Origin of the sequence: Cryobacterium sp. Y62 (genome assembly GCF_002929785.1) — a bacterium.
Taxonomy (GTDB): domain Bacteria; phylum Actinomycetota; class Actinomycetes; order Actinomycetales; family Microbacteriaceae; genus Cryobacterium.
In genome coordinates this window covers 96026-118106 of sequence record NZ_PJJK01000114.1, presented here as the reverse complement: position 1 = coordinate 118106, position 22081 = coordinate 96026, and the positions used below count along the sequence as shown (strand labels likewise).

Genomic DNA, 22081 nt, shown 5'->3' with positions numbered 1-22081 from the left:
GGAGGTCAGTCGAGAGCCACGCGTGGCGCATCCGCAGAGTTCCACCTGAACAGCGTGAGATGCCAACGCCCAGGGCGCTTGCGAGAAGGATCGATGAGGCCAGTCGCTCCGAGACCCTCCAGCCGCCGGCGAACCTTCCACGACGCCGGCTCGCCGCCGTTTTTCACAATGTCCTGCCAAGGCGCGACTGCGTCTGCAAGGTTGACACCGGCCACAAGGAGCACGGCCGGGTCTCGGAGATCGACGATGTTACGGGCCTCCACGTGAAATTTGAGCAAGACCAGCTCGCCGACACGACCCTGAGCATGGGCGATCGTTGCCGCGTCGACTCCCTCGGGAGATGAGCTCAAGTACAGAGTCCGTTGATTCAGTTCTGAGTACCTGCCGGCCAGACGCGAACCAAGAAGCGCCGCGTCTTGATGCGCAGCGTTTACGGCACGATAGAAAGATCCAGACACGCAGGACCAAACATCACCTACGTGTTCTACCAAGGGTTCACCCAACACTGATCACTCCCCAGAACGTCTCGCTTGACACCCTTCCGACGGTACCGGACGCACCGTTCGCCACGGCCGTCCCATACGGGGTTCCGCTGGAGGCACATGTCGTGGCCGCCGCGCCGCCGACAGCGTCAGTGGCTCTGGTGCGCTGGAGGTCCCGCTTGTGGGATTCATTCTCTGGGCCACGACATTTCGTCCGGCCCGGCATGTCACCTTCTTTGGGCGCCCAGTAGCCTGAGGGCATGTCCACCGCTCAAATCACCTCAACGCAACGTCGAATTTGGATTTTCGGAATTATCTACAGCCTGGCAATTCTCGGAAAGTTCTACTCCCACACCGCCGTCGGGCGTGCACTAGACCAAGGAGTCGCGCCAGGCGGCGTGCATGGTCGCGAAGCGGCCGGTTCCAGAGATGAGGTCGTACGGGGTGCCGTCTTCCACGATGCGGCCGTGTTCCATCACGAGCACCCGATCGGCGATCGCGACCGTCGACAGGCGGTGCGCGATGATCACAGCCGTGCGGTCGGCCAGCAGGGTCTGCAGCGCCTCCTGCACGAGCCGTTCGCTTGGAATGTCCAGCGACGACGTGGCCTCATCGAGGATGAGTACCGCCGGGTTCGCCAGGAAGGCCCGGGCAAACGAGATCAGCTGGCGTTGTCCCGCTGACACTCGCCCACCACGCTTGTTCACGTCGGTGTCGTACCCGTTCGGCAGACTCTCGATAAAGTCGTGAGCACCGACGGCGACGGCGGCGGCGCGAATTTCCTGCGTCGAAGCATCCGGTTTGCCAATGGCGATATTCTCGGCGACCGATCCACTGAACAGGTAAGCCTCCTGGGTAACCATGACGATCGCTCGCCGCAGGTCCTTGGGATGCAGGTCGCGCAGGTCGACGTCGTCGAGCCGCACCCGGCCATCCGTTGGATCGTAGAAGCGGCTCATGAGCTTGGCGAGGGTGGATTTGCCGGCTCCGGTCGACCCGACCAGGGCGATGGTCTGCCCGGCCGGAATGTCGAGGTCGAAGTGCGGAAGAATCTCCCGATCGACCTGATAAGCGAACTGTACGTTGTCGAAGCGCACCCGCCCGCGGGCCTCCCAGAGGTCGACCGGGGTGATCGGATCTGGCACACCTGGGCGTTCCTCGAGCACGCCCGAGATCTTCTCGAGCGCCGCCGCAGCCGACTGATAGGAGTTGTAGAACATCGCCATCTCCTCCATCGGATCGAAGAACCGGCGGGTGTACAGGAGCGTCGCGAGCAGCGCGCCGATGGCGAGCTGGCCGTCCGCCACCCGAAAGCCACCGACCAGCAGTACGGCAGCGACCGTCACGTTACCGATCAGCACGAGCCCCGGATCGAACACTCCGAACAGCTGAATCACGCGCGCGTTGACCATGCGGTAGCTCTCGACGAGCTTGCCGAACACCGTCTCGTTGTGCTTTTCGGTGCGAAACGCCTTCACTGCGCGAATGCCGGTCATGGTCTCGACGAACTTCACGATCAGGCTCGCCGAGGCGACCCTCGACTGCCGAAACAGGCTTTGCGAACGCACCTGAAACCAGCGCGTGAGAATAACAAGCGGTACCAGCGCGCCAAGCAGCACCAGTCCGCTGGTGCCGTCGAGCAGGACGAGCGCGATCGCCGTGAACGACATATAGAGGATGCCCTGTACCAGCTGGTTGATGCCCGAGTCAAGCAACTCGCGAATCGCGTCGAGGTCGCTGGTCTGACGCGAGATGATGCGGCCGGAGGTGTACGACTCGTGAAACTCGAGGCTGAGCTTCTGGGTGTGCAAAAACACCCGCTTGCGCAGGTCGATGAGCACCGCCTGGCTGATGCGGGCCGACAGCACCGTGTACCAGGCTATGAGCAGCGCGCCCAGCACCCCGGCGACGAGGTAGATGCCGCCGGTCGCCGCCAGTGGCAGCCAGTCTTGCCTCAGCAGGGCTGGCAACCCGCGGTCGATGCCAAAGGCGATCAGCGCCGGGCCGGAGACCTGGGCGGCGGTCGAGACGACCACGACCAGCATGGCGAGCACGACCTTGGCGCGCACCGGAAACAGCAACGAGCCGAGCAGCCGCAGCGAACGGGCCCGAATCTGCTTGCTTTCGGCCTTAGTGAAGTCGTGGCGTTCCTCACCGTTTACTCCGGTCACACTCACAGCGCCCCCCCGCTCGGTTTGATTCTCTGCGTTCTTCGTCTTCGAGGCTGGAGATAACGAAGGTGTAGTGCGGCCTCGTACGAAGCAGCTCCGAGTGAGTGCCGACCGCGGTGATGCGGCCGTTCTCGAGCAGTGCCACCCGGTCGGCGAGCATGACCGTCGACGGCCGGTGTGCCACGATGAGCGCGGTCGTGTCGACGAGCACCTCGCGCAGCGCGTTTTCGACCAGCGATTCGGTGTTCACGTCGAGCGCCGACAGCGGATCGTCCAAAATCAAAACGGATGGCCGCGCCGCGACCGCCCGGGCCAGCGCGAGGCGCTGCCGCTGACCACCCGAGAGGCTCATACCCTCCTCACCGACGAGGGTGTCCACGCCGAGCGGCAGGTCGTGCACGAAACCGGCCTGCGCGATCTGCAGGGCCTGCGCGAGCGCAGCATCCGCTTCGAGAATATTTTCGGAAAGGTCGGCTCGCCCGAGCAGAACGTTGTCACGAACGGATGCCGAGAACAGCGTCGCATCCTCGAATGCCATCGCCAGGTGACTGCGCAGTTCCTCGCGACTCAGTGCCCTCACGTCGACGCCGTCCAGCGTCACAGCGCCCGCGGTCACATCGTACAGGCGGGTCGTGAGCGCGGTCAGGGTGCTTTTGCCCGAACCGGTGAGACCGACCAGGGCCATCGTCTCCCCCGGTTCGAGCACGAGGTCGATGCCGTCAAGCAGGTCGGGAAAGCGCTCCGGCGAGTCCGGGTAGCGAAAGTGCACGTTCTCGAAGGCGAGTCGACCGAGCGGCGTGGTCAGGGTGGACGGCTTCTCCGGGTCGGTGATCTCGTTCGGGGTATCGAGAATGTCAAAGAATCGATCGGTTGCGGTGCGCGAGTCGAAGGTCATCGACAGCAGAAACCCGATCGACTCCACCGGAAACCGCAGCACGGTCGCGGTCGCGAAGAACGCTAACAGCTCGCCACCGCTGAGGTCGCCCTGGCTGGTGAGCCAGACGCCCGTGACGAGGCAGAGCGCGAACGCGACGTCGGGAACGAGCAGCAGCCAGAGCCAGATTCCGGCGATGGCACGCGCTTTCTCGATTTCGGTCCCGCGCAGGCTTTCGGCCTGCACGGCGAAGTTTTTCAGCGCGAACGAGCCGCGTCCGAACGCTTTGAGTACGCGAATGCCATGTACCGACTCCTCGACGGCGGTCGCGAGGTCGCCGGTCTGATCCTGGCTGCGCCGCGCGATCACTGAGTACTTCTTCTCGAAGACATAGCCGTAGATCCAAATCGGAATGGAACAGACGACGAAGATCACGCCGAGCAGCCAATGCATCCAGAGCAAAATAGCGACGCCGACGACGATGGTGAGAAAGTTGACGACGAGCAGCACTAGTCCGAACGACACCCAGCGGCGAATGAGGTTGAGGTCGCTCACGGCACGCGAGAGCAGCTGGCCACTCGGCCAGCGGTCGTGAAAACTCACCGGCAGGTCCTGCAGCCGGGCATAGAGATGGTTGCGCATGCGCGCCTCGATGTGGGTGCCGGGGGTCAGCACGAACCAGCGGCGCAGGGCGATCATGATCGCCTCGAGCACGCCAAGACCGAGCACGATCCAGACCGCCGTCCAGATTTGCGAAGGGCTGCCACCGCTCCCCACCTGGTTAAGTGGGCCGTCGACGAGCCAGGCCAGCACCTGGGGAATGGCAAGAGCTACGAGCCCGGCCAGCAAAGCCGAGACCATGCCGAGGTAGATGCGCGGCAGGGCCGGCTTGGCGTAGGGGTAGAGCCGTTGCAGGCTGCGGAACGTACTGGCGCGTGCTTCGGGCGGCGGTACAAGTGGAGCGGTGGTGGTCATGGTCCAGTCCTGATGATGGTGCGGCTGCGCCCCGCGCCCCCGGACTTCAGAGTGCGCGATGCAGCGAATGTCTGTGGTCGCCAGACCGAACAGTACCGGCGACGGGGAAATTGCAAACGACGACGCTCATCGGCGTGCTACGAACGCGTCAGCGAGGAGTAGCGGAGCGCCCAGCGGTCGTGATGAACGGATGCTGACGGGACAAGACCGATGCAGGCGTCGGCACCCGGCCGAGTGCGACGAGAAGGCGGCTAGTCGACGAGGGACGCAGTTGCGGCGTGGTCCGGGGCACAGGCGCCAAAGTGAGCGCCGTCGTTCGCAACCAGTGCGAGCGTGATCGGTGCTGTCTTTGTCATGTCTGCCTCCTGGGCGCCTAAAAGTTATGTGTATCTCATGCCCCCGGATCAGGCAGCCCTCCAGAATATGGGAAAACAGGGGCAGAAGGCAAGGATTTTCTGGCGCGGCGGCATCTGTTCGCCGCGCGTCGCCCACTCGGCAAGTCACAAGTGGGTGTCCCGTAGTCTGGGTGCAACGTCTATTGCGGGCGTTCCTATTTCTATGCCATCGCGCGTCCCGAAAGGATTCTTCATGCTGCCCACCCTGTTTGGAATCGATTTTCTCGACTCGGAGTGGCTGATCCATTCGTTTGGATCGTTCGTTCTTCTGGGCGTTGCCGTGGTTGTGTTCGTCGAGACCGGCTTCATCGTGCTGTCGTTCCTGCCGGGTGATTCGCTGCTGTTCACTGTGGGGTTGCTCACCGCGACCGGGGTGGTACCGCTGCCGATCTGGGTGACCTGTCTGGTCGTGTTCGCGGCGGCGTTCGCCGGCGATCAGCTCGCCTATGTCATCGGCCGAAAAGCGGGGCCAGCGGTCTTCTCACGGGAGAAGAACCGGTTGTTCAACCCGAAGAACGTCGAGCGCACCAATGCCTTCTTCGCCAAGCACGGCGGTAAGTCGATCATTTTGGCCCGTTTTCTGCCCATTTTTCGGGCCTTTGTGCCGGTCGCTGCCGGCGTCGGTAAGATGCGCTACCGCAGCTTCGTGACCTATAACGCGATCGGTGCCTTCGCCTGGGGAGTCGGCCTCACCCTGATCGGCTACTTCCTCGGCCAGTTCGCGTTCGTCGCCAAGTACTCCGAGTTCTTCATCATCGGCATCATTTTGCTCTCCGGCATTCCTATTCTCACGGAGCTGGCCAAGGCTGCCCGCACGACGCTCAAGGAGCGCCGGGCTGCAGCTCGGGTGCTGCCGACCATCCCGGCCGAACTGCGCGAATAGGGCCCGCGGCACCGCGCGCACGCCCGCTCTTGGCCAGGACCCGCACTGCTCGTGGGCGCGGTCCTGACAGGCCAGGGCGGGGTCGCGAGGTGAACGCACTACCGGGCAGCGTCCAGGCGGGCAGCGGCGAGCATCTCGGCGGCCGCGAGTGTCGTGATCTCGCTCGCGCGGGCATCCGTGAAGATCTGCGTCAGCACGTTGCCGATAGCGGCGACGCGGGCCGTGATCTGGCCGAGGTCGGCGTTCGGCTCGCTCGCCATGGCGAGGTAGACGACGCCCCCGGCGTTGACGACGAAATCCGGTGCCCAGAGGATGCCCCGCGCGTCCAACTGGGCCGCTCCGGCGGGCATGGCGAGTTGGTTGTTGGCGGCACCGCACACGCCCAGCACGTTCAACTCCGCGATAACGCCGGCTGTCAGCACGCCGCCAAGGCCGCACGGCACGAACAGGTCGGCGTGCACGCGGTGCGCGTCAGCGACCGACACCCAGCTGGCGCCGAGCTCTTCGGCCAGGGCACGCTTTTCGGGGTTGATGTCCGTGACGGTGAGCGTTGCGCCGGCCGCGGCGAGGGCTACAGCGAGGCGTCCGCCGACCTGTCCGAGTCCGGAGATGACGAGGTGGCGGCCACGTACTTCTCGGCTTCCGAACAGCGCCTCCAAGGTGGACTCGATGCTCGCGTAGACGCCGGCCGCCGTGGCATCAGCCGGTTCGCCGACGCCGCCGCTCGCAGCGGGCAGCCCGCAGACATGGTTCGTGCGTTCTGCGACGATCGCCATGAGTTCGGCGCTCGTGCCGACGTCTTCGGCGGTCATGTAGGCGCCATGCAGGCTCTCGATCGCGTCTCCGAGGTCGAGCATTGCAAGGCGCTTCTCGGCATCGGTAAGCACCGTGCCGAGCGGTAGGTAGATGACCGATTTGCCGCCGCCGAGGCCCAGACCGGCGGCCGCGTTCTTGAGGGTCATGGCGGCAGAGAGGCGCAAGGCGTCGGCCACGGCGTCGGTCCAGGTGGCGTACTGCCACAGGCGCGCACCGCCGAGGGCTTGGCCGAGCCGAGTGGAATGAACAGCCACCGTAATCAGTAGCCCGGAGCGCTCTCCCTTGGTGATCAGCACTTTCTCATGGGAAAGCGGAATCTGCGCGAGAGAATCGAGGGCGGCGGCTGGGTGCGTGAGGGTCATGGAAACTCCGTTGTGTCGGGCCTTGTGAGCCGAGTGCGGTGGCGCCGTTGTGTGGCGTCGCCTCAAATAGGATAACTGGCACGCGCTTCGGGGGGAACAGCTGCAGGGCCCGGGTACGCAAAAAGCACCCTGACTGCGAGATTCAGGGTGCTCTTCGCACGATCTAATGGAAGAAGTGGCGCTCTCCGGTGAAATACATAGAGACTCCGGCCGCGGTGGCTGCGGCGATAACTTCGGGGTCGCGCACCGATCCGCCGGGCTGCACGACAGCCTTGATTCCGGCTTCGAGCAGAACTTCGAGCCCGTCAGCGAACGGGAAGAACGCGTCAGAGGCGGCGACCGATCCCTCGGCCCGCTCGCCGGCGCGGCTCACGGCGAGGTGACAGGAGTCGACCCTGTTGACCTGGCCCATTCCCACCCCGACGGATGCCCCGGCATGCGCGAGCAGAATGGCGTTCGACTTCACGGAGCGGCAGGACTTCCACGCGAATTCCAGGTCGGTGCGAGTGGCGGCATCCACTTCGGGGCCGGCGACGAGGGTCCAGCCGGCCGAGCTGAAGTCTTCGAAGCTGTCGGTCTCCTGCACGAGCAGGCCGCCCGAGATCTGGTGCAGTTCGAGCGAGGAACGCTCGTAGTCGGCCGGCAACTCGAGAAGGCGAATGTTCTTCTTCTGGGTGAGCAGGTCGACCGCAGCCGGTTCGAATCCGGGGGCGACGAGCACCTCGGTGAAGATTCCGTTGACCGTTTCGGCCATGGCGAGCGTGACGACTCGGTTCGCAGCGATGACGCCGCCGAACGCGGAGATCGGGTCGCAGGCGTGCGCGCGCAGGTGGGCTGAGGCGATACCGTCCGGCGCGTTGGGCTTGGCGATGGCGATTCCGCACGGGTTGGCGTGCTTGACGATGGCGACGGCCGGTTCGCTGAAGTCGAAGGCGGCGCGCACAGCGGCATCCGCATCGACGTAGTTGTTGTACGACATTTCCTTGCCGTGCAGCTGTCGTGCCTGGGCAATACCACGGCCACCCTCGCCGACGTACAGAGCGGCGGCCTGGTGCGAGTTCTCGCCGTAGCGCAGAATGGCTTCGCGGGTGACCTCGATGCCAAGTCCCCCGGGGAACGGCGCCTCGTCCTCGTCCTCGTCCGCTGCAAACTCGACGTCCTGGTCGAGCGCCTCGACGTCGTCCTGCCACTGGTCGTAGACGTTTTCGGTGAACCAGGCCGACACGCTCAGGTCGTAATCGGCGGTGTGCTCAAAGGCGAGCGAGGCGAGCTTCTGGCGCAGTTTGAGCGTCGAACCGCCAGCACCGACAGCACCGACAGCACCGACAGCCTCGATGATCTCACCATAGCTGGCCGGGTCGACGACGATGGCCACGTTGGCGTGATTTTTAGCGGATGCCCGCACGAGCGCCGGTCCGCCGATGTCGATCTGCTCGATCACGTCGGCCGGTTCGGCACCGCTCAGTGCGGTTTCAACGAAGGGATACAGGTTGACGATGACGAGCTGGAAGGCCTTGATGCCGAGCTCTTCGAGCTGTGCTTCGTGTGTTTCGAGGCGCAGGTCGGCGAGGATGCCGGCGTGCACGCCGGGGTGCAGGGTCTTGACCCGGCCGTCGAGCGATTCCGGAAACCCGGTGACGGCCGACACGTCGGTCACGTCGTAGCCGGCGGCGCGAATCGTGGCCGCAGTGGATCCGGTGGAAACGATTTCGACGCCATCCGCTTTGAGGGCGGCGGCCAGTTCGAGTAGGCCGGTCTTGTCGCTCACAGAGATGAGTGCGCGCTCGATGCGGATCTTGTCCCGGTTACGGTACGTGTTGGGCGCGTTGGTGTGTCCACTCATGCTTTGGAGCTCTCCTTGAGGTTCATGTGTCCGTTTGCGATGTCGAGCACGGCCTGGATGAGCAGGCGTCGTTCGACGATCTTGATGCGATTCTGCAGAGAAGTTTCAGTGTCCCCTGGCTCGATGTCGACGCGTTCCTGCACGAGAATGGGGCCCTCGTCGACGCCGTTATCGACGACTATGATGCTCGCGCCAGTCTGTACGGCACCGGCGGCGAGGGCGTCACGCACGGCGTGTGCGCCCGGAAATTCGGGCAGGTAGGCCGGATGCGTGTTGATCAGGTTCGGCGATAGCGCGGCAACGACGCGCGGCGGCAAGAGCCGCATCATGCCGCTGAGCACGACCAGGTCGGGCTGCCACTGCTGAATCTGCGCGAGCAGTTCGTCGCCCCAGGCCGCCCGGTCTTTGAACGACGAGAAGGGAACGGAGAAGGCCGGGATTCCGAATTCGATACCGAGCTCAAGCCCGTCGGCGTCGCGGTCGGCGCCGATCGCGATTACTCGCGCCGGAAATTCGGCATCTTCGGACACCTCCAGCAAGGCTCGCAGATTGGATCCTCCGCCGGAGATCAGCACGACAATAGACAGCACGGTTCTGAGCTTACCGTTTGGCAGGGAGCCCCGACGGGACTCGCACCCGGCCGGCCAGCATGCCAAAGGCCGCAGCGACACTGATTTCGGCTGCGGCGAGCGCGCCGACCAGCAGTGGATTCGGGCCGACCTCAACGAGGCGGCCCGGGCCCATCGCGCCAGCCGACCACCAGGCGAGCAGCCCGAGCAGCACTCCGGCGATCACGCCCATGCCGAGCCCGGTGAGAATGTGTTCGAGTGTGGTGCGTTCGGGCACGCCGGGGCGATCCAACCGTTGCCGGGTCACGACTGCGAAGGCGAAGCCGATCAGCACCGGAACAAGCAGCCCGAGAAATCCGTAGGCCGGCGTGCCCTGCGGCAGCGCGCCGAAGATGGGTAGTCCGGGCAGAGTGCCCACCACTGTGCCGATCGGCGAGACACTGGTACCGACTCCCATCGCAATTCCCGGGCCGATGAACCAGGCTGCGGCCCAGACCACGAGGTTGGGAATGAGCGCGAGTTGCGCGAGCGTGATCGTGGCACCGCCGAGTACCCCGGCCTGCACCGCCTCGTACAGCCCGATGATGGTCGCGTAGTTGATGGCCACGAGCACGGTCACGGTTACGGCCGACACGATCAGCACCCCGGCAGCGGCAGCGGTTCCACCGCGCAAGGCCCCGGCAATCACGATGCGGGTGGTTTGCGGCAACCTTCGATACCACGAGCGGATGCGCCGGCTCACCGGATCCAGGCGCTCCGCCGCTTCCACGGTCTGGCGCCGCCCCAGTTCCGTCCCGATTACGACGCCGGCCGCATAGATGAGCGTCGGCAGCAGAAGCCCCTGCAGCTGGTTGGGCGTGACCGTCTTCGAGACGGCGGACAGGGTCACCAGCGCGGCGAGGATGGCGTAGGTGCCTACGGCGACGCCGACGCCGGTCCAGCGGTGCGGGGTTTCGGCGGCGCGACGGCCGGTGTGTATGCCCATGAGCACCGAGAGCATGGCGAAGCCGAGCGGCACGACGGTGATCAGAAAAGGAGTGTCGGCACCGGCCAGGCCGAGCGCGGCGGCAACGTCGGGGCCGAGCTGCACCGTGAGGTCGACACCGTTGCCGAGCAGCCAGATATCGGCCGCGGCCCGCCAGAAGACGAACCACTCGACCGACAGGCCGAAGTGGGCGGCCCAGAGTACGGTGAGCGGCACCATGGCGATGCCGATGCCGATGGCGACAACAAGTAATGCCTCAAGAGCGGCGAGCAGGGCGGTCGTTATGCGGTTCATCCGTTGCGAGCCTATATCGCCCCGGTGACAACGCGGGCCACCCACGCGCGAACTCCTGCGTCGTCTCGTGGCGTGAGCCGGGCATCCGCTCAAAATCGCCGCGGTTGTGCACGCCGACTTTGCGCCCACCGATGGCAAAAGGGGCCCGCCGGTCACCCGGCGAGCCCCCTCAAATGTCCTACTTACAGTGCGGCGAGTGCCTCGCGCAGCAGGTTCGCAGCCTCGCTCGGCGTCTTGCCGACCTTGACTCCGGCGGCCTCGAGGGCCTCCTTCTTGCCCTGGGCGGTTCCGGCTCCGTCGGAGACGATGGCACCGGCGTGGCCCATGGTCTTGCCCTCTGGAGCGGTGAAACCGGCCACGTAGCCGATGACCGGCTTCGTGACGTGCGCCTTGATGTACTCGGCGGCCTTCTCTTCAGCGTCGCCGCCGATTTCGCCGATCATGACGATGGCGAGCGTCTCCGGGTCGTTCTCGAAGGCTTCAAGCGCATCGATGTGCGTGGTGCCGATGATTGGGTCGCCACCGATACCGATCGCTGTGGAGAAGCCCAGGTCGCGCAGTTCGTACATCATCTGGTAAGTCAGGGTGCCCGACTTGGAGACGAGACCGACCGGGCCCTTGACGGTGATGTTGGCCGGCGTGATGCCGACAAGCGCCTCACCGGGCGTGATGATGCCGGGGCAGTTCGGTCCGATGATGCGGGTCTTGTTGCCCTTGGCGATGGCGTAGGCCCAGAACTCGGCCGAGTCTTGCACCGGAACGCCCTCGGTGATGATGACGAGCAGTGGAATCTCGGCGTCGATCGCTTCGATGACCGCGTCCTTGGTGAACATCGGCGGTACGAAGATGATCGACACGTCGGCGCCGGTCTTCTCGACAGCCTCTTTGACCGTGCCGAAGACGGGCAGCTCGACGCTGCCGTGCACGACGGTGGTGCCGGCCTTGCGGGCGTTGACGCCACCGACGACCTGGGTACCGGCCTTGAGCATGAGGGCAGTGTGCTTGGTGCCCTCACCCCCGGTGATGCCCTGAACGATGACCTTGGAGTCCGTGTTGAGGAAGATTGACATTGTTGTCCCTTACTTCGCTGCGTGGGCGAGTTCGGCGGCCTTGGCGGCGCCCTCGTCCATGGTGGCGGCCAGTGTTACGAGCGGGTGGTTCGCCTCGGCAAGGATGCGACGACCCTCCTCGACGTTGTTGCCGTCGAGGCGCACCACGAGCGGCTTGTTGGCGGCAGAGCCGAGCTCGGCGAGCGCGCCCACGATGCCCTTGGCGACAGCGTCACAGGCGGTGATGCCGCCGAAGACGTTGACGAATACGCTCTTGACCTGCGGGTCACCGAGAATTACGTCGAGGCCGGCAGCCATGACCTCAGCGGATGCTCCGCCCCCAATGTCGAGAAAGTTGGCCGGCTTGACGCTGCCGAAGTTCTCGCCGGCGTAGGCGACAACGTCGAGGGTTGACATGACGAGTCCAGCGCCGTTGCCGATGATGCCGACTTCACCGTCGAGCTTGACGTAGTTGAGGCCGGCGGCCTTTGCCTTGGCTTCGAGCGGGTCAGCCGCGGCAACGTCCTCGAGCAGGGCGTGCTTGGGGTGACGGAAGTCGGCGTTCTCGTCGATCGTGACCTTGCCGTCGAGGGCGATGATGTCGCCCTCTTCGGTGAGGACGAGCGGGTTGACCTCGACCAGGGTCGCGTCTTCACCCTTGAATACGTTGTAGAGCTTGACGAAGACCGGAGCGACCTTGTCGACGAGCTCTGCCGGGAACTTCGCGTCGATCGCGATCTGCTTCGCGACGGCGAGGTTGATGCCGACTGCGGGGTCGACGGCTGTGTAGGCGAGCGCTTCGGGCTTCTCGACGGCGAGAATTTCGATCTCGACGCCACCCTCGTAGCTGGCGAGCGACAGGTAGGAGCGGTTCGACCGGTCCAGCAGCACGGAGAAGTAGAACTCCGCCTTGATGCGGGCTCCGCCGGCCACCATGACGCGGTGCACAGTGTGGCCCTTGATGTCCAGGCCCAGGATGCCCCGGCCTGCGGCTTCGGCGTCATCCGGAGTCTTGGCTACCTTGACGCCGCCGGCCTTGCCGCGGCCGCCGACCTTGACCTGCGCCTTGACGACGACAACGCCGCCGAGCTTCTCAGCTGCTGCACGCACTTCGGCGGGGGTGTCCGCGATAATGCCCGGCAGAACCGGTACACCATATTCCTCAAAGAGGTCTCTCGCTTGGTATTCGTAAAGGTCCACGCTGCTCTTCCAATCCGCGTCGTGGCGATCACCTGCCGGTGCCGATAGATCGCTACATGATGGGTAAATGAGATTGTTGGTAACAGCAGTCGTTGCCGCAAAATAGCTCGACATCAAGACATACCGACCATCTAAAACTCTATCGCGTGAATCAGGCGTCGAGTCGCACCCCAAATCCGCGTCCCCCGCGCCGAGTACCCGCGCCGAGTACCCGCGCAAGGCTAGCCACACCTTGCTGGACCAAGCCGCTACACCCTGCCTATTCTTATCCATGACCAATTTGTCTCAAGCGGTGGAACCACACGCCGCCGGCCTCGCCTCACGGTTGAACTGGCTGCGCGCCGGAGTTCTCGGCGCGAATGACGGCATCGTCTCCGTTGCCGCCCTCGTCGTCGGTGTCGCCGCCGCGACCACAGACTCCCACGTCATCCTCATCGCCGGTGTCGCCAGCCTGCTCGCCGGCGCCATCTCGATGGCGCTCGGCGAGTACGTCTCAGTGAGCAGCCAGCGCGACTCCGAACGCGCCCTGATCGCCAAAGAAACCTGGGAACTTGAGAACGAACCCGACGAGGAACTCGCTGAACTCGCCGGCTTCTACCAGGCCAAGGGACTGTCGTCCCAGACTGCCCAGCAGGTGGCAATCGAACTCACCGAGCACGATGCCCTCGCTGCGCACCTCGAGGTCGAGCTGCACATCACCGAGCAGGACGTATCCAATCCGTGGCACGCAGCGTACGCATCCGCTATCGCCTTCACCGTCGGCGCCGCGCTCCCCCTGCTCGCAGTGCTGCTTCCTCCGGCCGAATGGCGCATCGGCGCCACGTTTGTCGCGGTGCTGATCGCCCTCGTCATCACCGGTTGGCTCAGCGCGCACCTCGGCAACAGCCCCAAGCCGCGCGCGATCGCCCGCATCGTCATCGGCGGAATCCTCGCCCTCGCGGTGACCTATGTGATCGGCGCACTCATCGGCGGCAGCGTCTGATCAAGCTGGGCTCACAGCCAACTCCGGGTTCCGAACCGACCGGGTGGATAGGCTAAAAATATGGCATCACTGCGTATCGGAGCTGGCCCCATATCGCGATCATCGATCATCACGGCGGGCGCTCTCGACGCGATCCTCGTGCTGGCTTTCGCTGCGATCGGCCGATTGAGCCACGGCGAGAGTCTAGCCGGACTCGGCGTGACCTATTGGCCGTTCCTCGGCGGCCTGATTATCGGCTGGCTCCTGCTGCGTGCCTGGCGACACCCGCGCCGTATCATCTGGACCGGCGTCGGCATCTGGATCGCCACCGCAGCGGGTGGCCTCCTGCTGCGCCTCGCCAGTGGCCAGGGCGTTCAACTCAGTTTTGCGATCGTCACGACCATCGTGCTCGGCCTGTTTCTCCTCGGCTGGCGTGCCCTCGCCGCGCTCCTGCGCCGCCCCGACCGCCAGCGGATGCCCACCGCGTCCTGATTTCAGGATCAGCCCGCCCTGCACGCGAGCGCGGTTGATTCGGACCCGCGGTGCCGTCGCGTCACGAGACGACCAAACGCCACGGACCAACTCACTTCTACGCAAAATCGCCTATACAGTCCGCCTCAGTCCCGGAGTCGCGAGCAACTGGCCGTCAAGCCGCACCGCGAGTACGTCGATGGCGAAACGCTCGGTCATCTCGTTCAGGGTCGTCTCTCCGCCTGCCACGATCGCCGTGGCGAGTACGTCGGCAGTGACGATATCGGCCGCGAACACACTCACCTGTCGAAACGGTGACGGGTCACCGTTCAGGGCGGTCCAAATGTGTTCGCCCCGTTCCGCGCTGCCCGAGGTTGCCACAGCCCGAAGCGGATGCCGCAACGGCACGCTCGCAATCAGCTCACCACGATCGGATGGATCGACGATCCCCACACTCCATTCGGGGTGCCCGGCATCCCCACTGACCAGGACATCACCGCCAGCGTTGATCGACCAATTAGTCGAGCCGCGCGCCGTCAGGGCTGCTCCGGCTTCGGCGATGGCGAGCGCCTTGACCACGCCCGAGAGGTCGATGACGTCGTCGGCACGATGTGGTGTGAACACACCCTGGGTGCGTTCACACCAGTGCAACGCGAGGGCGTAGCAGGCGCGTAGACTCTGACTCGCCTCAGTCAAACGGATGTCCCCGCGCGCGATGCGACTCAGTTCCGAGTCCTCCCGGTACAGGCTGAACTGCTCATCCCAGCGATGAAACACCGTCTCGACCAGGTCAACGGCATCAGCATCTTCCAAGCGCAGACTCACGACCGTCCCCATCGTTGCAAAGGTGAGCGCCGGCATCCACTCATAGTCCCCGCCCACAGTCGGCACCCTAGAATCCGGCCGTATCGAGCGCTGATTGCAGCGACCGCAGGTAGCCCTCGCTCGTGTACGTGGCACCGCTGATGTTTTGCACCTTCGCGGACTGCGCGGCGAGCACCTCGGAGCGCAGAATCGGCGCGGCCTGGTTACTGATATCGACCGATCGGCCGCCACGATTGGTCAGCTGCAGCGGGGTGACCTCGATGATCGCGCCGTTGGCGACGGTTACCGACACCTGCATGTTGCCGAATTGGGTCTGCACCACCGCGCCGGTGAAGGTGCCTGACTGCGCTGCGGCCTGGGCCGCTGATGCGGCAGCGGCCGTCGCGGCCGTTGCGGCGGCCTGGGCTGCGGCGGCGGCATTGGCCGCCGCGGTGGCGGCAGCCGCGGCATCCGTTGTGGCGGTCACGGTTGCGGCTATCGCGGTGCCGCCGCTGGACGCCGTCAGGCTCTGCGAGGCGTCAATCGCCTGGGTTCCCAACTGCCACCCGATGCCGACGATCGAAACGGAGGCCAGGGTGGCCAGGGCTACCGCGCGTGCTCTCACCAGTCAAACCTTTCGTAGTGGATCTGCTTCTTGGGTATCCCGCCGGAGCGGGCGTCGCGCACGACGGCGTCGGTCCAGGGTCGGGGGCCGCAGATATAGATGTCGGAGCTTTCGAGTTCGGGCACGATCGTGCGCAGGGAGATCCCGTCCCGGACGGCATCCGCTGGAAGCCAGGTGCTCACTCCACTTGGACGTTTACCGGCGATGATGCGCAGCTCAACGCCGCGTACCCGGCACAGGTCGGTGAGTTCGTCGACCAGGTAGGTATCGCCCAGGGAGTGCGAGCGAATCAGTACGGTGGCGTTGCCCGGCGCGAACGACACCGTTTCGAGTAGGGAGCGAATGGGCGCGACGCCGATGCCGGCGGCGATCAGCACCACCCGGGGCGAGGTTCGCGCGTTCTCGGTGAACAGTCCATAGGGGCCTTCGAAGCTGACCCGGGTGCCGCGTTTCAATTGAGGAAGCTGCTGCGAGGCATCGCCCAGGCCGCGAACGGTGATGCGCAGTCCGCGTTCACTCGGCGCTGACGACAGGGAGAAGGGATGCGCCTGCCACCAAAGTCCATCGGCCCAGAACCGCCAGACGAAGAACTGTCCGGAGGTCGCCCGGAGTTTGTCCAGTTTTCGGCCGGTCAAGGTAATTGAGACGACGCCCGGAGCGACGGCGTCCACTCGGTCCACGACCAGGCGGTGGCGCAACGACCGGGTGACCGGCAACAGGAATCGGAACACGATGATGGAGCTGGCGACCATCGCATACAGGGCTAGCCAGTAATACCGGGCGATGGCGCCCTCACTGAGCAGACCACCGACGCTCAGCTGGTGCGGGATGGCGACGAGTACCGAGAGGTAAGCGAGCAGATGCACGGCGTGCCAGGCTTCGTAGCGAAACTTGCGGCGCACCACCACGAGCGAGGTGATGACGATACCAATCATGAGCGCGAGGCCGAGAAAGGCGAGCGGCATGTCGGGCAGGGTTGTGAACATGTTCCAGGTCTCGGCCACCACATTGACGTTTTCGGCGAGCGCGTAGCCGGTGATGAGCAGTGCAGCATGGCCGAGGATGAGGTACAGGGCCGGCTTGCCGAGCGACTGGTGCACGGCCATAGCTTGATCGTGCCCGAAGGCGCGGTCGATCGGGGGGAGCCGAGCGGCCAGCACGAGCATGACGAGCAGCAGGTCGGTTCCGATCAGACCCGCGACGATTCCAAGGGACGTGAACGCGTCGGCGGTGGTGCCGAACTTGGCTGCTCCCCCATCGGCGAGAAAGATGGCAACCACGATGGCGACCGAGGCGACACAGAGAATCTGCAGACTGTCGGCGAGACGCATCCGCTTCTTATAAGCGGGGTGCGGCGAGGTCACCCGCGGGGTGTTCACGGGCGCGGTGCCGATTTGAGTGGTGCGCGTGTCGAGGCTCATGAGTAGAGCATCGGGCGGGCGTCCCTCGAACAGCTATCGAGAGCCTGTGAACAGCCTGTGTGTCACCAATGCCTCGAGCACTGCTTCGAGCGCTACCGCAACAAGCACGCTAGATCTTTTCGATCGGGGCGATCTTGATCAACAACTTTTTGGCACCCGCGGTGTCGAACTGCACGTGCGCGATGCGCTTGGTACCCTCGCCGGTGACCTGGTTGACCCGGCCTTCGCCGAAGTCGTGGTGGCGAATGCGGTCGCCCGCCGCGAGCTCGAGGGTGCCGTTGTCGCGCATCGTGCCGGTGATCTTGTTCGCCCACTCGGTCTTCGGCTTGCCCGGCGGCAGACCGGTCTGCTTCACGCTGTTGCCGTACCCGCTCCGTCCGCCGTAACCGTCGCTCGAGCCAGTGTTGGAACCGCTGTTGAGGGAGTTGCCAAAGCCACCGAAGCCGCCATCGCGGCGCGCATTGAGCGCTCGCGGCTGGGTGCCGCCGCGCGAGTTGGCCATGCCCGGCGACTGCTTCCAGTCGATCAGCTCGGCTGGGATCTCCTGCAGGTAGCGGCTCGGCATCGCCACGTTAATGTCGCCGAACTGGGCGCGGGTCATGGCGAGCGAGAGGTAAAGTCGCTTGCGCGCGCGGGTGATGCCTACGTAGAACAGGCGGCGCTCTTCGGCCGGGCCGCCAGGCTCGTTCGCCGACATCTGGTGCGGCAGTAGCCCTTCCTCGACGCCGGTGAGGAACACAGCCTCATATTCGAGGCCTTTCGCGGTGTGCAGGGTCATCAACGAGACCGTGCCCGAGGCGTCGTCGAGATCGTCGGCCGCGGCCACGAGCGACACCTGGGTGAGAAAGTCGACGAGTCCGCCGTCGGGGTTCTCCTTGTTGAAGTCTTTGGTCTGGGCGACGAGCTCCTCGATGTTCTCGGCCCGCACCTCGTCCTGCGGGTCGCGGCTGCCCCGCAGCACGGCTAGCAGCCCGCTGCCGTTCAGCAGAAACTCGAGCACCTCAGAAACGTTGGCAGCACCGACCGGCACACCGTCATCGGTGACCGACGTCGGCACGAGCATGAGCGCGGCGGCGTCGAGTAGTTCGGCGAGCTTGAGGATGGCGCCCGTCACCTTGGGTCCAAGGCCGAGCGCGGCAGAGTTGCGCATGGCCTGGCGAAAGGTGAGCTCGTTGTCGTCGGCGAAGCTCGACAGCCCGGTCTCGGTGGCCGGGCCGATGCCGCGCTTGGGGGTGTTCAGAATGCGGCGTAGCGCGAGTTCATCGACCGGGTTGGCGACGGCGATGAGGTAGGCCAGGGCATCCTTGATCTCGGCGCGCTCGTAGAACTTGGTTCCGCCGACCACCCGGTACGGCGTGGCCGAGCGCACCAAGATCTCTTCCAGCGCTCGCGTCTGCGCGTTGGTGCGATAGAACACCGCCATGTCGCGGTAGGCCATGCCAGCCCGGTGCAGAATGTCGATCTCATCGGAGACGAACTGGGCCTCATCGTGACCGGAGTACGCGGTGTAGCCGACGATCTTCTCGCCGTCACCGCCCGCGCTCCACAGCTTCTTGTCTGTACGGTCGAAGTTGTGGCCGATCACCGCGTTCGCCGCCGAGAGAATATTCTGGGTCGACCGGTAGTTCTGCTCGAGCAGGATCACCTTGGCGCCCGGGTAGTCCCGCTCGAATCCGCTGATATTGCGGGTGTCCGCACCGCGGAAGGCGTAGATCGACTGGTCGGAGTCACCGACCACGGTGAGCGAGGCGCCGGGAATGGCACCACTGCCGTCGCGCAAATTGCGCACGTGCACGCCGTCGTCTTCCATCTCCTGCGCGAGCTCGGCCGTGACCGGACGGGTGAGCTCGTGCACGAGGGCGTACTGGGCGTGGTTGGTGTCTTGGTATTCGTCGACCAGCAGGTGCCGAAACCGCCGGCGGTAGAGCGCGGCGACCTTGGGGAACGCGCGGAACAGGTAGACCGTCTCGCCGATGAGGTCGTCGAAGTCGAGGGCGCTCGCGGCGCGCAGCCGGGCGGAGTACTGCCGAAATATCTCGACGAACATGACTTCCTGCGGGTCGCTCATGTTCGCGTTGCGCGCGTAAGAATCGGCGTCGGCGAGCTCGTTCTTGAGTTTGGAAATCTTTGCCCCAGCCGACCCAGGCGTGAAGCCGTAAGTGTCGGCGTCGAGGCCCTTGATGATGCGCTTGAGCGTGACCTTGCTGTCGGCCGAGTCATAGATGCTGAACGTGCGGGAAAGGCCGATCTTCTCGGCTTCGCGGCGCAGAATGCGCACGCAAGAGGAGTGGAACGTACTGATCCACATGCCGTCCGACGCCTGGCCGAGGATGGCGTGCACCCGCTCGCGCATTTCGGCGGCGGCCTTATTGGTGAAGGTGATCGCGAGGATCTGGCTCGGCCAGGCATCGCGGGTTTCGAGCAGGCTCGCTACGCGCCGGGTGAGCACACTGGTCTTGCCCGAACCGGCGCCGGCGATGATGAGCAGCGCCTGGCCGCGGTATTCGACGGCTTCTTTCTGCTGCGGGTTGAGCCCGTCGAGTAGCGGGCTCTGCGCGCTGCTGCCGGTGCCTGCGTAGCTATTAGCCGCTTTTTCAGACGCGTCGAGAATGATCGGCGTGGCCGAGCGGCCGGCGGTTGCGGGCGCGGATTCCGCGTTAAGAGGTGTGATCATGTCAGTTTCCAGTGTAGGCGAGGCCCCTGACACACGGTCCGGTCAGCGCAGGTCGTCGCGCACGTGCACGGCCAGATCCGGGTGGTCGGCAAACACCCCGTCGATGCCGGAGGCGAGAATGACGCGGAACTCCGACTGCCAGTGTCCGAAGTCCCCCTTGCGGGTGCCGCTGCGAAAGGTTTTCGCCAGAAACTTGTTCTCCGGCCGCAGGGTCCAGCAGTAGATCTTGAGCCCGGCAGCGTGGGCATCGTCCACCAGAGCGGATGCCCCGGTCACTTCACCCGCGGCATCCGTTTCGAGGATGAGCGATTTGGGCACGCTGATGCCGTCGACGCCGATATCACTCGTAGCAGTACTGGAGCCCATGCTGCTGCGGGACCCGCCAGACGAGCGGCCGGCGGCGAGGCTCGCGAGTCCGTCGGCCGTGAGGTGGTCGGCGTAACTAAGCGCGCCGGCACCGTACTCCGCGACCTGGTCGACCGGGTGCCCTTCGTCTTCGAGCAGGAAGATGCGTTTGCTGCGCACGCCCTGAGCCCGAACCTGAGCGAGCACGCTCGGTTCGAAGCTCTCGACGGTGAGCCGATCGGTGTTCCAGCCGGCCGCAGAGACCTCGGCCGCGAAGAGTTCCGGCAACGGCAGGCCGAGCCCGGCAAAATAATTGGCGTGCTTGATCTCGGCGACGATCCCGAGCACCCGCTCGGTCTGCTCAGCAGCGGCGTCGACAAGGTCGAACAGGTCGCGCAGGCGCAGTATCGGCTGTTGGTCGTCGAAGGTCGTGTTGCGCTGCCGCAGAGCGGGCAACCGTTCCCGGGCGCGCAGGGTGCTCAGTTCGGCCCAGGTGAAATCCTCGGTGAACCAGCCGGTGACCAGCTTGCCGTCAACGAGCTTCTCGGTGCGGCGAGCGGCGAATTCGGCGCGAGTGCCCACATCTGTTGTGCCGGAGATTTCGTTTTCGTGGCGAATGACGAGCACACCGTCGCGGGTGGCGACCAGGTCGGGTTCGACGGCGTCGGCGCCGAGGGCGAAGGACAAATTAAAAGCTGAGCGCGTATGTTCGGGACGGTAACCGCTCGCTCCTCGGTGGCCAATGATGATCGGTTGCATGGTTTCAGGCTAACGGCAGCGGAAGAACGGATACTGGGGCCGGCATTCGCTTGCAGCGAAACGCTGCCTAATACCGCCCGGAATGCTGCAAATCGGCTGATCCACAGCACATTCGAAAGCGCTCTCCGATAGGTTTAATACAGTGCCGCACCAGGCGCTGCGTGTCGGTTCGCCCGCACACCCGAATACACCACCAGCTGATTGTGAGTACAGCAACCCATGGCATCCTCCAACCCCGCTTTCTCCCGCAACGAAGCGTTCGGCGCTCGTGGCGCAGTGGCGTCGTCGCAGGCCCTCTCTGACAACGATCTGCAGTCGATGTACAACCGGCCATCCGCCGGTTCACAAGACACCGAACGCATGACTTACGAAGACACCATCACCAAGACCGGCCTCGGCTTCGCGCTGCTGCTCGTGGCGGCGATGATCTCCTGGGTCGCCACCCCGGTGCTGCCGTTCCTGTTCATTCTGGGTGCCATCGCCGGGTTCGTGCTCGGCTTGGTCAACACCTTCAAGAAGGAGCCGTCGGCTCCGCTGATCCTCACCTTCGCCGGGGCCCAGGGCCTGTTCGTCGGTGGCATCTCCCGCGTCTTTGAAGACATCTACGGGGGCGTCGTACTGCAGGCGGTTCTCGCCACTCTCGTCGTCGTCGCCGTCACGCTGGCACTGTTCAAGAGCGGCAAGATTCGCGCCTCGAAGAAGGCCACCAAGATCTTCTTGATCGCCATGATCGGCTACGCCGCATTCTCGCTCATCAACGTGGGAATGATGATTTTCGGCGGCACCGACCAGGCCTTCGGTATGCGTAGTACGAGCATCAGCATTCTCGGCTTTGACATCAAGCTCGGCATCCTCATCGGACTGCTCGCGGTGCTGCTGGCCGCGTACTCGCTCGTGCTCGACTTCGATTTCATCCAGAAGGGCGTCAACAACCACCTGCCCCGCAAGTACGGCTGGACCGGAGCCTTTGGCATCATAATGACCGTTGTCTGGCTCTACGTCGAAATGCTGCGCATCTTCGTCCTCACCCGGGAGTAGCCGCAGCCGCATTCGATTAGGCGCCCTCGTTCTCTGAACGCGGGCGCTTTTTCGTACTCCGCGCACGCCGCACTGTGGTTGGCTT

Annotated in this window: 18 protein-coding genes; 4 read left to right on the top strand and 14 right to left on the bottom strand. The window is 64.7% G+C overall.

The window, feature by feature from the left end; all coding sequences use genetic code 11:
- Nucleotides 1-5: 5 nt before the first annotated feature.
- The 3 genes from CXY71_RS14125 to CXY71_RS14115 form a co-directional block, all read right to left on the bottom strand.
- Nucleotides 6-458 carry an RES family NAD+ phosphorylase gene (locus CXY71_RS14125; RefSeq protein WP_199184314.1) on the bottom strand — a complete coding sequence of 151 codons (453 nt, stop codon included), beginning with the start codon at nt 456-458 and terminating at the stop codon, nt 6-8.
- 395 nt (nt 459-853) lie between these two features.
- Entirely contained in the window at nt 854-2659 is a 1806-nt protein-coding gene (locus tag CXY71_RS14120) for an ABC transporter ATP-binding protein (RefSeq protein ID WP_104136511.1), read from the bottom strand.
- Entirely contained in the window at nt 2634-4502 is a 1869-nt protein-coding gene (locus tag CXY71_RS14115; RefSeq protein ID WP_104136508.1) for an ABC transporter ATP-binding protein, read from the bottom strand. Before CXY71_RS14115 ends, CXY71_RS14120 begins: the two co-directional genes overlap by 26 nt.
- 588 nt (nt 4503-5090) lie before the next feature.
- Here CXY71_RS14115 and CXY71_RS14110 point away from each other — a divergent pair.
- Nucleotides 5091-5780 (top strand): DedA family protein, encoded by a 690-nt coding sequence (locus CXY71_RS14110; protein WP_104136506.1) that lies wholly within the window; start codon nt 5091-5093, stop codon nt 5778-5780.
- A gap of 98 nt (nt 5781-5878) precedes the next feature.
- Here the strand turns inward: CXY71_RS14110 and CXY71_RS14105 are convergent, their stop codons facing one another.
- The 6 genes from CXY71_RS14105 to sucC form a co-directional block, all read right to left on the bottom strand.
- Nucleotides 5879-6958: a Glu/Leu/Phe/Val dehydrogenase dimerization domain-containing protein gene (locus tag CXY71_RS14105; protein ID WP_104136504.1), complete on the bottom strand. Its 1080-nt coding sequence runs from the start codon at nt 6956-6958 to the stop codon at nt 5879-5881.
- A 163-nt stretch (nt 6959-7121) separates the two neighbouring features.
- A complete protein-coding gene (gene purH, locus CXY71_RS14100; RefSeq protein WP_104136502.1) occupies nt 7122-8801 on the bottom strand; it encodes a bifunctional phosphoribosylaminoimidazolecarboxamide formyltransferase/IMP cyclohydrolase in 1680 nt (559 codons plus the stop codon).
- Nucleotides 8798-9391, bottom strand: coding sequence for a phosphoribosylglycinamide formyltransferase (gene purN / locus CXY71_RS14095; RefSeq protein WP_104136500.1), 594 nt, complete (start codon nt 9389-9391; stop codon nt 8798-8800). The genes purH and purN overlap by 4 nt, the downstream gene beginning before the upstream one ends.
- Before the next feature lie 10 nt (nt 9392-9401).
- A complete protein-coding gene (locus CXY71_RS14090; RefSeq protein ID WP_104136498.1) occupies nt 9402-10649 on the bottom strand; it encodes a DUF6350 family protein in 1248 nt (415 codons plus the stop codon).
- Between the two features lie 182 nt (nt 10650-10831).
- Nucleotides 10832-11719, bottom strand: coding sequence for a succinate--CoA ligase subunit alpha (sucD, locus tag CXY71_RS14085; protein WP_104136495.1), 888 nt, complete (start codon nt 11717-11719; stop codon nt 10832-10834).
- A 9-nt stretch (nt 11720-11728) separates the two neighbouring features.
- Nucleotides 11729-12898: an ADP-forming succinate--CoA ligase subunit beta gene (gene sucC / locus CXY71_RS14080; RefSeq protein ID WP_104136492.1), complete on the bottom strand. Its 1170-nt coding sequence runs from the start codon at nt 12896-12898 to the stop codon at nt 11729-11731.
- 271 nt (nt 12899-13169) lie between these two features.
- Here sucC and CXY71_RS14075 point away from each other — a divergent pair, with 271 nt between their 5' ends.
- Nucleotides 13170-13880 carry a VIT family protein gene (locus CXY71_RS14075; RefSeq protein ID WP_104136490.1) on the top strand — a complete coding sequence of 237 codons (711 nt, stop codon included), beginning with the start codon at nt 13170-13172 and terminating at the stop codon, nt 13878-13880.
- A 60-nt stretch (nt 13881-13940) separates the two neighbouring features.
- Entirely contained in the window at nt 13941-14351 is a 411-nt protein-coding gene (locus CXY71_RS14070; protein WP_104136487.1) for a DUF3054 domain-containing protein, read from the top strand.
- A gap of 111 nt (nt 14352-14462) precedes the next feature.
- Here CXY71_RS14070 and CXY71_RS14065 read toward each other — a convergent pair whose 3' ends face one another.
- The 5 genes from CXY71_RS14065 to CXY71_RS14045 form a co-directional block, all read right to left on the bottom strand.
- Entirely contained in the window at nt 14463-15212 is a 750-nt protein-coding gene (locus CXY71_RS14065) for an FAD:protein FMN transferase (protein WP_233204647.1), read from the bottom strand.
- Between the two features lie 10 nt (nt 15213-15222).
- Nucleotides 15223-15759, bottom strand: coding sequence for an FMN-binding protein (locus tag CXY71_RS21500; protein WP_233204646.1), 537 nt, complete (start codon nt 15757-15759; stop codon nt 15223-15225).
- Nucleotides 15756-17180, bottom strand: a complete 1425-nt coding sequence (locus CXY71_RS14055) for a ferric reductase-like transmembrane domain-containing protein (RefSeq protein ID WP_233204645.1) — start codon at nt 17178-17180, stop codon at nt 15756-15758. The genes CXY71_RS21500 and CXY71_RS14055 overlap by 4 nt, the downstream gene beginning before the upstream one ends.
- A gap of 109 nt (nt 17181-17289) precedes the next feature.
- Entirely contained in the window at nt 17290-19854 is a 2565-nt protein-coding gene (locus CXY71_RS14050; RefSeq protein ID WP_104136485.1) for an ATP-dependent helicase, read from the bottom strand.
- Nucleotides 19855-19896: 42 nt separating this feature from the next.
- Nucleotides 19897-20958 (bottom strand): glycerophosphodiester phosphodiesterase family protein, encoded by a 1062-nt coding sequence (locus tag CXY71_RS14045; protein WP_104136483.1) that lies wholly within the window; start codon nt 20956-20958, stop codon nt 19897-19899.
- Nucleotides 20959-21177: 219 nt separating this feature from the next.
- On the opposite strand from CXY71_RS14045, the gene CXY71_RS14040 reads away from it, so the two are divergent.
- A complete protein-coding gene (locus tag CXY71_RS14040) occupies nt 21178-21996 on the top strand; it encodes a Bax inhibitor-1/YccA family protein (protein ID WP_104136480.1) in 819 nt (272 codons plus the stop codon).
- Nucleotides 21997-22081: the final 85 nt, after the last annotated feature.

What these genes read in the sequence shown, in the direction of transcription:
- CXY71_RS14055 (WP_233204645.1), bottom strand. Translation starts at nt 17,180, where the DNA reads ATGAGCCTCGACACGCGCACCACTCAAATCGGCACCGCGCCCGTGAAC.
- CXY71_RS14110 (WP_104136506.1), top strand. Translation starts at nt 5,091, where the DNA reads ATGCTGCCCACCCTGTTTGGAATCGATTTTCTCGACTCGGAGTGGCTG.
- CXY71_RS14115 (WP_104136508.1), bottom strand. Translation starts at nt 4,502, where the DNA reads ATGACCACCACCGCTCCACTTGTACCGCCGCCCGAAGCACGCGCCAGT.
- sucD (WP_104136495.1), bottom strand. Translation starts at nt 11,719, where the DNA reads ATGTCAATCTTCCTCAACACGGACTCCAAGGTCATCGTTCAGGGCATC.
- CXY71_RS14070 (WP_104136487.1), top strand. Translation starts at nt 13,941, where the DNA reads ATGGCATCACTGCGTATCGGAGCTGGCCCCATATCGCGATCATCGATC.
- CXY71_RS14050 (WP_104136485.1), bottom strand. Translation starts at nt 19,854, where the DNA reads ATGATCACACCTCTTAACGCGGAATCCGCGCCCGCAACCGCCGGCCGC.
- CXY71_RS14045 (WP_104136483.1), bottom strand. Translation starts at nt 20,958, where the DNA reads ATGCAACCGATCATCATTGGCCACCGAGGAGCGAGCGGTTACCGTCCC.
- CXY71_RS14090 (WP_104136498.1), bottom strand. Translation starts at nt 10,649, where the DNA reads ATGAACCGCATAACGACCGCCCTGCTCGCCGCTCTTGAGGCATTACTT.
- CXY71_RS14040 (WP_104136480.1), top strand. Translation starts at nt 21,178, where the DNA reads ATGGCATCCTCCAACCCCGCTTTCTCCCGCAACGAAGCGTTCGGCGCT.
- CXY71_RS14105 (WP_104136504.1), bottom strand. Translation starts at nt 6,958, where the DNA reads ATGACCCTCACGCACCCAGCCGCCGCCCTCGATTCTCTCGCGCAGATT.
- CXY71_RS14075 (WP_104136490.1), top strand. Translation starts at nt 13,170, where the DNA reads ATGACCAATTTGTCTCAAGCGGTGGAACCACACGCCGCCGGCCTCGCC.
- purH (WP_104136502.1), bottom strand. Translation starts at nt 8,801, where the DNA reads ATGAGTGGACACACCAACGCGCCCAACACGTACCGTAACCGGGACAAG.